This is a genomic window from Hymenobacter aerilatus, from assembly GCF_022921095.1.
GTDB classification, from domain to species: Bacteria; Bacteroidota; Bacteroidia; order Cytophagales; family Hymenobacteraceae; genus Hymenobacter; species Hymenobacter aerilatus.
Genome location: NZ_CP095053.1, coordinates 773,812 through 787,001 on the forward strand (window position 1 = coordinate 773,812; position 13,190 = coordinate 787,001).

Below are 13,190 nucleotides of genomic sequence, written 5' to 3' on the forward strand. Positions count from 1 at the left end.
GTGTAGGTATCGGCGGATATGTTGAGGAGCAAGATGCTCGTCTAAATAGCTTCGGAAACAGTAAATAATCGGGCGTGGTCAAGCAGCAGTATGTTGAAACTTGCTGCACTTGTCAGTGCTAAAAAGGCAATGTACTTATGGAAGTTTCCACCCTTGAAAATCACTTCTTGTATTGGATAGACAGATTTGACCATATTCTCAGCGCGGAAGAATTTGGCGACAGTAGATTATATAGTTTTGTGCAAATCAATAATACTTTAAAAAATGAAAATATTATAAATGAATACTTGCGTGAAGAGCAGAAAATAATAAATTTTATTTTCTGTCTCGTAGATCAGCAAGATAGTGAGCTATCAAACTCAAGGATTCGATATAGCTGGCAGAGCAGTTGTTCAAAAAAGGTTAACTATTTATTTACTGAAGAGCAAATTAAATTTTTAGCTAAAGTCAATAGAAAATATGAACAAGAAATCATTTTGAATTCAAAAGACGAATTATATAATTATCTCGTTCTAGGTGTTCGTGAGCTCTTAAAAGTGAAAATAAAGCTTGCTGATGCCTATCTGGAAATAGGTTTCGATATGTCGCTGGTTGCGCAAAACGTAGAAGAGGAAAAGCTCTTGAAGCTGACGCGTGAAGCTGGTTTACATGTTCTCAGAAAGTGGGAGCATTTGATGTGGGAGTAGTAGAGTGTGACGCACGCTCTATCGGCTATGCGATGGGCGGTAACAGTGCTTGTGCACGGCGTAAATACTCTTGGCCGCCCGATAGTTTTCCTACCTCTTACCTAACTTCCCAGCGTCAACGCCCTTACCTGAAGCGGATGAGACCACAACCACTGATTATTCTTATTCTTACCTGCCTATTCTCTTTCACCCAAAAGGCTACGCCTGAGAACTTTATCCAATACGATTATCTATTTGGTATAAGATCAAGCTCTGCAAGTCAACAGTTTGACTGTCGTAGAAACTGGCAGCAATTCTCTCTTGGTACAGGAGTGAAAGGCATGGTTGTTTACCATGCCACTGCGGAATTTCTATGCGGACTTGAGCCAACGGCTTCAGTTACCTTAGTCAAAATATCTACTAACGATACTATCCGTGTATTATGGCTATGCAATACGAATAATGAGTTTGATACCGGGCAGTCTGTCTTAGTTAAGCCATCTACTGAATTCAGTAGTATAATGTCTACAAGCGTTCCTAATGATCCACGAGCGTGCACACTTAAAAAAACTTGCTTTGGGACTATTGAGTCTGTTTTTAAGTAACCGAAGCAATTAATATGAGATAAAGAAGTGCAACTGATGATTACCTTGCCAGCTTCAACGCCCCTATCTGAAGCTGATGAAACGCCTGACCCTTCCTACTCTTCTTCTTTCCTCCCTATCTTCTTTCGCCCAGAAAGCCCCCTCAGAAAACTTCGTGCAGTACGCCCACCCGCTGGTGGGCACGGCCAAAATGGGGCACACCTACCCCGGCGCTACGGTGCCCTTCGGCATGGTGCAGCTCTCGCCCGATACCGATACCATTCCCTACGAGCTGAACGGAAAGTACAATCCCAAGGTATACGAGTATTGCGCTGGCTATCAGTACGCTGATAAAACCATTGTAGGCTTTTCGCACACGCACTTCAGCGGCACCGGCCACTCCGATCTGGGCGATTTTCAGGTGATGCCTACCACCGGCCCGCTTCAGCTCAACCCCGGCACCGCCGACCAGCCGGAGAAGGGTTTCCGCTCCCGTTTCTCACACCAAAACGAGGTAGCGGAGCCCGCTTACTATCGCGTGAAGCTCGACGACCACAACATCGTGGCCGAGCTGACCGCCTCCAACCGGGTAGGGATGCACCAGTACACCTTTCCGCAGTCCGATCAGGCGCACATCATCCTCGACCTCGCCGCTGGCATCTACAACTACCCCGATAAGAACGTTTGGACCTTCGTGCGGGTCGAGAACGACTCGCTGATAACGGGGTATCGCCAAACCAACGGCTGGGCGCGTACCCGCGTGGAATACTTCGCTATGGCGTTTTCGAAGCCGTTTGCGAGCTACGGCAGCCGCAACTACTCCAAGAAACAGGTGTACCGTGGCTTCTGGGGCCGCTTCGATCAAGCCCACAACTTCCCCGAGCTGGCCGGCGAGCAGCTGCGCCTGTACTTTGATTTCAAAACCACGGCCAACGAGAGAATCAAGGTAAAAATGGCTTTATCGGGTGTGAGCATGGATGGAGCACTGCGCAACCTGCGGGCCGAAATACCGGGCTGGGACTTTGAGGCGGTGAAGCGCCAGGGGCAGGCGCAGTGGCAGGAGCAACTGGGCAAAGTGGTGATTGAGTCGCCGAAGAAGGTAGATAAGGAGAACTTCTACACGGCCATGTACCACGCCGCTCTTAGCCCTACCACCTACATGGACGTGGACGGCCAATACCGCGGCCTCGACCAGAACATCCACCAGGCCAAGGGCTTCACCAACTACACCACCTTCTCGCTCTGGGACACGTACCGCGCCCTGCACCCCCTTTTCAACCTGCTGGAACCGAAGCGCAACGCTGACATGGTGCAGTCCATGCTCGCGCACTACGACCAGAGTACCCTACACATGCTACCCATCTGGAGCCACTACGCCAATGAGAACTGGTGCATGATTGGCTACCACTCGGTGCCGGTGATTGTGGATGCCGTGCTGAAAGGCGTGGTGCCCGCCGACCAGGCCCAGCGTGCCCTCGACGCTTGCGTGGCTACCGCCCACCAAAAGCGTTTCGATGGCATCGGCTACTACGAGCAGCTGGGCTACGTGCCCGAGGACAAAAGCGGCTCGTCGGTGTCGAAAACGCTGGAATACGCCTTCGACGACTGGTGCATTGCGCAACTGGCCAAAAAGCTAGGTAAGAGCGATATCGAAGCCGAGTTTAGCAAGCGCGCCCAAAACTGGCAGAACGTATACGACCAGCGCATTGGCTTTATGCGTCCCCGCCTCGCCGACGGCAGCTTCCGCCAACGCTTTGATGTGCTGAGCACGCACGACCAGGGCTTTATTGAAGGCAACGCCTGGAACTACAGCCTCTACGTGCCACAAGACCCAGCCACGCTCATCGCTAAAATGGGCGGCGAGAAGAAGTTTGTGCCCCACTTGGATTCGCTGTTCACCATGGACCTGCCCGATAAGTTCTTCGCCGAAACTGAGGACATCACCCGCGACGGTATTATCGGCAACTACGTGCACGGCAACGAGCCCGCTCACCACGCCGCCTACCTCTACAACTGGACCAACCAGCCCTACAAAACCCAGGCTCGCGTGCGCATGATCCTGCCCAAGATGTACCGCCCTACCCCCGATGGCCTCGGCGGCAACGATGACTGCGGGCAGATGTCGGCCTGGTATATTTTCTCCTCTTTGGGCTTCTACCCCGTGGCCCCCGGCTCGCCGGACTATGCCCTCGGCAGCCCTGCCGTACACGGCGCCACCATTAACCTGGAGAATGGCAAAACCTTCCGCATCAAAGTCAAAAACCAGAGCGACAAGAACGTGTATGTGAAGGAAGCCCGCCTCAACGGTCAGAAGCTCACGCGGCCGTTCCTGGCATATGCGGATGTGGTGAAGGGTGGGGAGTTGGTATTTACGATGGCGGGAAAACCTTGAGCAAAATTGAGGTAATTATCAATTTGAATTATGAATAGCAAAACAAACCCTAGTCGACTACCGGAGGGCGAAATAGTAGCGCGAGTAATAAAGAATTTTATTATAAAAAGTAGGCGAGCTAGGTATTTAGCTGTGACTCAGAAACCCAATTCAAATGGTGGTTACGGGTTTGGTCAGCTAGCTCATTTTACTTCTGAATTGGATATGAAATACTGTAAGCAGATACCATCAAGATACCAATATGCAGATTATGTTATTGAAGAAATTAAAGGTTTAACCAAATCGGCAGAGTGCTATATAATGCATGAAAGCAGCGACCTAGATGGTAAATGGATGAATATAGAGGAAGCAATTAAGCAAATATTAGGTTCTAATTTAGGAGCATTTGTTATCGTTGATAATGGTGATATCATCTATCATGAGAGTGAGAATATTAAAGAGCGATATATAGGCGTGAGGCGAGAGGGGTAGTAGAGATATGCCAGCTAACGCGAGTTTAGTGCGCGGTAGCTCACGTCTATAAAGTCTATATTAAAATGGATAGCATGGATAGCAAAGAATATAGTATTACGAGGAAGTGTAAAAGATGCGGTAACATAGACGTGTTCCCTCTCTCTAAAAGAGAGGCAGCATTCGACTTATACAACCGTTACTCGTTATGGTATTCGGAATGCTCAAATTGTAATTCAACACAATGTGCTTCATTAGGTAGAAGCTATGTTTATCTAGATGAATCTCTTTTGCGCGAATGGGCATACAGTGAAGCTTTACGCGTTAATGAGCAAGATGAAGAAGTGATATTGGGCGATGAGACTATCTCAGATGTGAATGCACTATTTGACTTGTTGGATGATCATAGTGTGCTGTTTACTAAAAAGAAAATAATTATAGAGGCACTGTGTGTGGTTTTACACGATTATCTAACAGGCGATGGATTGGAAGTTAGTAACACCTTAGCTGCGAGAGTGAGGGCAGAGCTCATTAAAAGAAAACCAATGGTTGTTGATTCTGAAGATTGGATAATGGATTATGTAAAGCAAGCTGCATTCCCATACTTAGGTTTATAAATTGAGTAATGTTCTATGCTGGTAAATAGCACGAGTTACGTTACGCTAAACGCAGACCAGCCGACTACACAAATGGCTGTTTCAGTAGTGGCTACTTCCCTCTAACAAAAGTTGTAAACATAGAGTGTAAGAGCAGGGCGTCAACCTGAACGTGGAGGCTGTCGTTATTGGTTAGGCTACTAGCCATTTACCACACACTCAACCTGCTATCCTAATGAAACAACGTCTGCTTGTTATCCTTGGCGCATCCCTGGCCTTACTGTCGTGCTCAGATGAGAAAGAACAGGTTACGGATCCGGTTACGCCGGGGCCTACCACGGCGCCGGTAGAAACCAACGCCCCCAACACCACCTACCAGCCGGCCTTTGCGGGGCAAACTCGGGTAGGCGGCGTGACCACCTCGGCTAGCTATCGGGCCGATGTCGTGACGTCTTCCCTAACTAATCCGTGGGGTATTGTGGGCTTGCCCAATGGACGCCTGCTGGTAACCGAAAAGGCCGGGCGTATGCGTATCGTGGCTTCTTCCGGCACAGTTAGCGAGCCGATTACGGGTATTCCGGCTGTGAATCCGGCCGGGCAGGGCGGCCTGTTGGGCGTGTGCCTCGACCCCGCTTTTGCTTCTAACCGCATGGTGTACTGGTCGTTTTCGGAGGCCCGCCCCGGCGGCAACGTAACGGCCATTGCCAAGGGTAGGCTGGCTACCGACGAGCGCAGTATCGAAGGGGCCACCGTTATCTACCGAGCCGAGCCGGCGTATGGCGGCACGCTGCACTACGGGGGTAGGGTGGTGTTCGACCGCACCGGCAACCTGCTGGTAAGTACCGGCGAACGGTCGGACCTGGTGACCCGGCCCCAGGCTCAAGCGGTTTCGTCGGCGCTGGGCAAGATTATCCGCATCACCAAAGACGGCCGCCCGGCCCCCGGCAACCCCGTGTTTGCGCAGGCCGGCGCCCTACCCGAGCTGTACTCAATTGGGCACCGCAACCCGCAGGGGCTGGCCATCCACCCCGTGACGGGCGAGGCCTGGCAGAGCGAGCATGGTCCTCGCGGTGGCGACGAGCTCAACCGCCTGCAAGCGGGTGCGAATTACGGCTGGCCTACCATCACCTACGGCATCGAGTACAGTGGGCAACCCATCGGCAGCAGCATTCAGCAGCAGGAAGGCTTGCAGCAGCCCGTGTACTACTGGGACCCAGTGGTGTCGCCCAGCGGCATGACGTTCTATTCCGGCAATCGGATAGCGGAGTGGCAGAACAACCTATTTATCGGCTCGCTCAGCGGCACGCACATTATCCGTTTGGTTATCGACAGCAACAACCGGGTGGTAGGCGAGGAGCGGTTGCTGGCTAGTGAAGGGCAGCGGTTCCGGGCCATCACCCAGGGCAGCGACGGCGCCCTGTACGCCATCACCGACCAGGGCCGCCTGTACAAAATCGACCGGTCGTAGCGCGCCTACCCCCGCGGACTGCGGAGGCGTTTGCCGCCACCGCATCGAGGGTAGGGTAGGGGCGCAGAGGGCTGTTCCACCACGCTGCATCTACTACTATTACACCTAGTACCTGCTCCTGATAGACGGATAGTTTCCGTTTGTCAGGAGCAGTTTTCGTTTGGCAGGAACGGGGGCGCGCAGCACGCAGACGGGCGCAACACCAGACCATATACAGGGGTTGCACGCATGCGCTAGGGAGTGTTACAAATAGGCTCTGGTGGCCTCCTGACAAGATAGGGACTCAAAATGCCCCCGCTTTTTCACGAGAATGCCCCCACTTATATAGAAGGGGAGACAATAGCTTTGTCTCGAAAATCTGATGCGGCGCTTAGCAAACGATTGTGTGGAACAGCGCCCCCGTGTAAGCCATCCTGTGCTGGCCCTGTGCTCAAAAGCGACTTGCGTGTAAAAGGTAGCCAGTGGCAGATAGCTACGGCCGGGTAGCAGATGATCATCCTATATTCTTCATTCCCTCAACCCCACCTCCATTTATGAAAAACTTTCTACCCCCACGGTGGTACGCCGCCTGTCTGTTATGCTTTCTATTCTGCTGCACACTAACTACAGCCTTTGCCCAGGCCACCGCGGTGCGGGGCAAGGTGACGGATGAAACCGGCGTTGGCCTACCCGGCGTGACGGTGCTGCTGAAAGGCACCACTACCGGTACCGCTACCGGCTCCGATGGCAACTTCACACTCGAGGTACCCGACGCTGGCAACGGCGTACTGCAATTCTCCTTTGTGGGCTACAAGCAACAGGAAGTAGCCATTGGCGGCCGCACCAACATTAACGTGTCGCTGGGGACGGACAACCAGGTGATGTCAGAAGTGGTGGTGGTGGGCTACGGCTCGCAGGAAAAGCGCACCGTGACCAATGCCGTTACCACCGTGAAAGGCGAGGAGCTAAGCAAGCTGACGGTAGCCGACGTGGGCAGCGCTCTGCAAGGCAAGGCTGCTGGCGTAACGGTAGTAGGCGCCGGCTCGGAGCCCGGTGCAGCCCCACAAATCCTGATTCGCGGTATTTCGACCATCAACGGCAACAGCCCCCTCTACGTGGTAGACGGCTTGCCAGTGGCCAATATCGACTACCTCAGCCCCAAGGACATTGCGACCCTAAGCGTGCTGAAAGACGCGGCCTCGGCGGCTATCTACGGTTCGCGGGCGGCCAACGGCGTAGTACTGATTACCACCAAAGCCGGCGCCAAAGGCGAGCCACGCATCACGGTAGATGGCACTTTCGGCGTGTCGAACCCTACCAATGTGCCCAATATGGCCTCGGCCAGCGAATACGCCCGCATCATGAATCTAGCGGCTACCAACTCGGGCAACGCTGCGGTATATCCGAACCCTGCGCAGTACACCGAAACCACCAACTGGTGGAAGCAGATTGCCCGGCGCGGCATCACGCAGAACTACTCGGTGGGCCTCTCAGGCGGCAGCGACAAGGTGGTGTACTCTACGGGTCTAAGCTACTTCAAGGAGCGCGGCCTGGTGCAAGGCTCTGACTTCGACCGGCTGGCCCTGCGCATGAAATCGGAATATCAGGCCACCAAGCGCCTGAAAATAGGGGAGGACTTCAACATCTCGATGACCTCGCGCAACTACCTCAACAGCGGCACGTTGTTCCGCGACGCATTCAACGACGACCCCATCACGCCCGCTCGCGTGCCCGGCACCTCCGGCAACCCCTACGACTACTACGGCGCCTCGCCTACCGACGTGGGTAACCCCTTGGCCACTGTGGAGCGCAACGACGACAAGCGCAAGCAGTACTTCCTGGTGGGCACGGTGTACGCCAACTATGAGTTCATTCCGGGCCTGATTGCGGAAACGCGCTTCGGCACGAACAACAACGTGTACCGTCGCAACAACTTCAACCCGTTTTACACCATCGACGCCAATGAGCGCAACCAGGTGAACTCGGTGGTGTGGGAACGCAACATTGAAATCAACTGGAACAACACCAATACGCTGAACTACACCCACGCCTTTGGCGACCACAACGTGTCGGCGCTGGCAGCCCTCACGCTGGAGCGCTTCCAGACCACTACCAGCTACACCTCGGGCCAGGGTATTCCTAGCAACGACCCCAGCCTGCGCTACCCCGACGCGGCTACCACGGGCTTCGCCATTCGCGGCAACACCTACACCAACACCATTGCCTCGCTGATTGGGCGCGTGAACTACGACTACCGCGGCAAGTACCTGCTGGGCGCCAGCATCCGCCGCGACGGCGCCTCGGTATTCCCTTCTGATAACCGCTGGGGCACGTTCCCGTCGCTGTCGGTGGGCTGGTTGGTGTCGGAAGAAAGCTTCTTGAAAAACCAAAACGCCCTGAACTTTGCCAAGCTGCGCGCCAGCTGGGGCCGGGTGGGCAACCAGAACATTGCCAGCCTGACCAACAGCGCCTACACGGGCACCATTGGCAAGACCTACTACGTAACCGGCCCCGACCGCGCGCTACAACTAGGCGCTGTGCAAGGCAACGTACCGAACCCCAATGTGAAGTGGGAAACCGTGGAGGACTACGATATTGGCGTAGACCTGGGGCTGTTGCAGAACCGCCTGACCCTGACCGCCGACGTGTTCCGCCGCAACACCTACGACATGCTGATGTTCCAGGCCATTCCGGGCCACGCGGGCTACGGCTACAACAGCCCCGTGACCAACGTGGGTAGCATGAACACCAACGGATTGGACTTCACAGTGGGCTACGCCGAAACCAAGGGTGACTTCACCTACGGTCTGAGCGTGAATGCCACCCGCGCCATCAGCAAAATTGACAAGCTCGCCAACGGTCAGGCCTTGTACTCGGGCAACACGCCCATCTTCGGGCGTCCTTCTAAAACCGAAGAAGGCGGCTATGTAGGCGGATTCTTTGGATATGAAAACACGGGTATTTTCCAGAATCAGGGCGAAGTTGACGCTTACCGCTCGGCTACGGGCACACTCATTCAGCCCAATGCCAAGCCCGGCGACTTCCGCTTTGCCGACCTGAACGGCGACGGTGTGATTGATGAGAAAGACCAGAAATACATCGGCAACCCTACCCCCGATCTGACCTTCGGTGTGAACCTGACCATGGGCTACAAGGGCTTCGACCTGCAAGCGTCGCTCATCGGCAGCCTCGGCAACGACATTGTGAATGCCAACAAGGGCTGGTGGTACTCGGGCAGCTACAACTACAACAAAGTAGCTGGCCTCGAAAACATGGCGTGGAGCGGCGAAGGCACCTCCAACACGGTGCCCCGCATTCTGGCCAACGATAACAACCAGAACCTCACGCGCTTCTCCAATTTCTACGTGGAAGATGGCTCCTACGCTCGTCTGCGCAACTTGCAGCTGGGGTACACCTTCACGAAGGGTGTGAACACGCTACTGCACACCAACAGCCTGCGCCTCTACGTGAGCGCCCAGAACCTGTTCACCTTCACCAACTACAGCGGCGTGGACCCCGAAATTGGGTACGGCCGCTCCTACACCGATGGCGCTTCGGCCCTGAACCGCGGTGTGGACCTGGGTAACTACCCCACGGCCCGCACCTTCCTGGTAGGCGCTAACATCGGTTTTTAATCCATTTCCCACCGCTCTGTATCATGAAAAATATCCGCATTACTCTCACGCTGGCGCTGGGCCTGGGCCTGGGCCTGCAAGGCTGCGAATCCTTCTTGGACAAGCCCCCGCAGGGCCAGCAGAACGTGAACAACTACTACTCGAATGCTGAGGAGTGCAAGGCGGCCGTGATGGGCTGCTACGCCACCGCCGACCAGGACGACTGGTGGAAGATTGACCGCACCCGCATGTTCGGCGACGCTGGCTCCGACGACGCCTGGAAAGGCAACGCCATTGCCGGCGACCAGCGCGAGTTTGGCGACTTTGCCCGCTTTTTCTGGCTGCCCAACAACGAGTGGTTCGACAACCGCTACACCCACATCTACCAGTCTATCGGCAACTGCAACGCGGCGCTGGTGGGCATTGAGTCGGCCCCCATCGACAACACGCTGAAGCAGCAGCTCTTAGGAGAGGTGAAGTTTCTCCGCGCCTACAACTACTTTGAGCTGGTGAAGGGCTACGGCGGGGTGCCGCTGGTACTCACGCCGGTGGCACCGAGCGAGGCAGTAGCGCTGAAGCGTGCAACGGCTACGGAGGTGTACGCACAGGTTGTCAAAGACCTACAGGAAGCTGCTGCCGTGCTGCCCGCCAAGAGCGCCCGCGCCACCGGCGACCTGGGTCGTGCTACCAAAGGCGCCGCCAACGGCTACCTGGCCAAAGCCTACCTCTTCACCGAGCAGTGGGCCCAGGCGCAGCAGGCGGCCGAGACGGTAATGGCCTCGAATGAGTACAACCTGAACACTGATTTCAACAACATCTGGACGGTGAGCAACGTGAACGGGTCGGAGTCGCTGTTTGAGCTGAACTACAGCGCCAACCAGGCATTCAACCTAGGCACGTCGATGACGGTGATTATGCGCAGTCGTGCCGATGGCGGCTGGGGCTTCAACACACCCAGCAGCAACTTGGAGCAGGCCTTTATCCGGGAAAATGACCCGCGCCGGCAGTGGACCATCATCCGACAGGGCGACAACGTGGGGCCGAAAACCGCTGGGTTCGACTACTCGAACTACGACACCAAGCCCTCGGAAAACGAATCGGGTCGCATGAGCCGCAAGATTTTCCTACCCCTGGCCGACCGCCCCGCCAACGAGCGGGAGCACGCCCCCCTCAACCGCATCGAGCTGCGCTACGCCGACCTGCTGCTGATGCACGCCGAGGCTTCGTTCCGCCTGGGCCAGGAAGCCAAAGCCCTGTCGTCGCTGAACCTGGTGCGGGCCCGTGCCAACCGCTTGCAGCCCGGCACAGTGCTACCCCGCACCTCCACGGGTACGGCCCTGCTCAACCACATTTGGTTGGAGCGCCGCTTGGAGCTGGCCATGGAAGGCCACCGTTACTACGACTTGGTGCGCCAGAAACGCCTGGTAGCCGTGATACAGGCCTTTAACGCCGCCCAGCTCACCAGCACCGACCCCTACGACAAGGGCAAGGTGAAAGACCAGATTTCGGAGAAAAACAACCTGTTTCCAATTCCTACCCCGCAGATTCAACTCTCGGGTGGCAACGTGGCGCAGAACCCTGGTTATTAATCGGGTGCGTATTGTAGAGGCATAGGGTGCTGTGCCTCTATACAACCAAGCAATCAACTCACCCCAGTAGGTCGCGCATGGCGTGCATCTGCTGGGGTGACGGGCGTTTCAGGATGCTGCCGCTCCGGGCGCCTCACCCCCGGCCCCCTCTCCGGAAAAGGAGAGGGGGAGCCACGACGGAGCTGTTTGCTCATATTTCATATTTAGGTGTTAGACGAAAACGTTCGGCTCCCCCTCTCCTTTTTGGAGAGGGGGCCGGGGGGTGAGGCACCTTACCAGAACGATAATTACCGCTTCGCATAGCTTATGAAAAACCTGCCTTCTTACTTGGTAGCCGCCCTGGTGCTCACGGCCGCCACAGCCCACGGCCAAGACCCGGCGCCCGTTACCGTCGCCCTCGACCCGACCAAAACCTACCAAACCATCGACAATTTCAGCGCCTCCGATGCATGGTCGTGCCAGTTTGTGGGGCAGTGGCCCGAGGCCAAGAAGAATGCCATGGCCGATTGGCTGTTCAGCACCGAGGTAGGCCCCGGTGGGCAGCCCAAGGGTATTGGCTTGTCGATGTGGCGGTTTAATATGGGAGCGGGTAGTGCGCAACAGGGCGAGCAAAGCGGCATTAAGGACGAGTGGCGCCGCGCCGAATCGTTTCTAACGGCGGACAACACCTACGACTGGACCAAGCAAGCCGGCCAGATGTGGTTTCTGAAAGCGGCGCAGCAGCGCGGCGTGAAGCAGCTCCTAGGCTTTCTGAACAGCCCGCCCGTGCAGTACACCATCAATGGGAAGGCCTACGCCACCGACGCTAAGACCAGCCTGGCACCCGAACGCTACACCGACGCGGCCACCTACATGGCCAAGGTAGTAGCCGGCGTAAAGCAAACCACCGGCATCACTTTCGACTACCTCAGCCCCGTGAACGAGCCCCAATGGGACTGGAGCGACGGCGGCCAGGAAGGTACGCCGTTTTGCAACCCCGAAATTGCCGGCCTCACAAAGGCCCTCAACGCGCAGTTGGTGCAGCAAAACCTGCCTACCAAAATTTTGCTGACGGAAGCGGGCAAGCTGAATTACCTGCTGGCAACGGAAGACAAACCCGAGCGCGGCAATCAAATCGACGCGTTTTTCAAACCCGGCTCGCCTACCTACGTGGGTAACCTGCCGCGCGTGGCACCCATCATTGCAGGGCATAGCTACTTCACCACCTCGCCCTACCCCCAGGCCGTGGCGGTGCGGCAGCAGCTGGCCGACAAGGTGAAGCAGGTGCCGGGCTTGCGCTACTGGCAGTCGGAGTACTGCATCTTGGGCGACAATGCAGGCGAAATCAACGGCAACAAGCGCGACCTGGGCATCGAGTCGGCGCTGTACCTGGCGCGCGTCATCCACAACGATTTGGCTGTGGCTAATGCGGCGGCCTGGCAGTGGTGGGTAGCCATTTCGCCTTACGACTACAAGGACGGCCTGATCTACATCGACCGCAACAAAACCGATGGCGCCTACCACGACAGCAAAATGCTGTGGGCCTTGGGCAACTACAGCCGGTTTGTGCGCCCCGGCGCAGTGCGCGTAGCAGCCGAAGTAGCCAAGAAAGCTACACCAGAGCAGCAGCTATTGGTATCGGCCTATCGTGATGGGGCCAGCAAGCAATTGGTCGTGGTGGTCGTGAATTCGGGCAGCGAGGCAGCGGCGCTGAACCTGCAACTGGGCAAGAAAGCATGGCTTCCGCAACGCGCCTACACTACCTCCGCTACTGCCGATTTGGCACCTACCCCCGCGCCCCGTGCTAAGCAGTCGGTGCAGGTGGCCCCGCAGTCGATTACTACGTTCGTCGGCAACCTGCGTTAGGGGCTGCT

8 protein-coding genes are annotated in these 13,190 nt (G+C 55.9%); all 8 read left to right on the forward strand.

Annotated elements, in window-relative coordinates; genetic code table 11:
- The first annotated feature begins 137 nt into the window (after positions 1-137).
- On the forward strand, positions 138-686 hold the full coding sequence (locus tag MUN82_RS03180; RefSeq protein ID WP_245094934.1) for a hypothetical protein: 549 nt from the start codon (positions 138-140) through the stop codon (positions 684-686).
- Positions 687-1,346: 660 nt separating this feature from the next.
- A complete protein-coding gene (locus MUN82_RS03185) occupies positions 1,347-3,641 on the forward strand; it encodes a GH92 family glycosyl hydrolase (RefSeq protein WP_245094936.1) in 2,295 nt (764 codons plus the stop codon).
- Between the two features lie 132 nt (positions 3,642-3,773).
- Entirely contained in the window at positions 3,774-4,112 is a 339-nt protein-coding gene (locus MUN82_RS03190) for a hypothetical protein (RefSeq protein WP_245094937.1), read from the forward strand.
- A 74-nt stretch (positions 4,113-4,186) separates the two neighbouring features.
- Entirely contained in the window at positions 4,187-4,708 is a 522-nt protein-coding gene (locus MUN82_RS03195; RefSeq protein ID WP_245094939.1) for a hypothetical protein, read from the forward strand.
- 214 nt (positions 4,709-4,922) lie between these two features.
- On the forward strand, positions 4,923-6,155 hold the full coding sequence (locus MUN82_RS03200) for a PQQ-dependent sugar dehydrogenase (protein WP_245094941.1): 1,233 nt from the start codon (positions 4,923-4,925) through the stop codon (positions 6,153-6,155).
- A 533-nt stretch (positions 6,156-6,688) separates the two neighbouring features.
- Positions 6,689-9,769, forward strand: coding sequence for a SusC/RagA family TonB-linked outer membrane protein (locus tag MUN82_RS03205; protein WP_245094943.1), 3,081 nt, complete (start codon positions 6,689-6,691; stop codon positions 9,767-9,769).
- Positions 9,770-9,792: 23 nt separating this feature from the next.
- Positions 9,793-11,337: a RagB/SusD family nutrient uptake outer membrane protein gene (locus tag MUN82_RS03210; protein ID WP_245094944.1), complete on the forward strand. Its 1,545-nt coding sequence runs from the start codon at positions 9,793-9,795 to the stop codon at positions 11,335-11,337.
- A 306-nt stretch (positions 11,338-11,643) separates the two neighbouring features.
- Positions 11,644-13,182, forward strand: coding sequence for a glycoside hydrolase (locus MUN82_RS03215; protein ID WP_245094945.1), 1,539 nt, complete (start codon positions 11,644-11,646; stop codon positions 13,180-13,182).
- Positions 13,183-13,190: the final 8 nt, after the last annotated feature.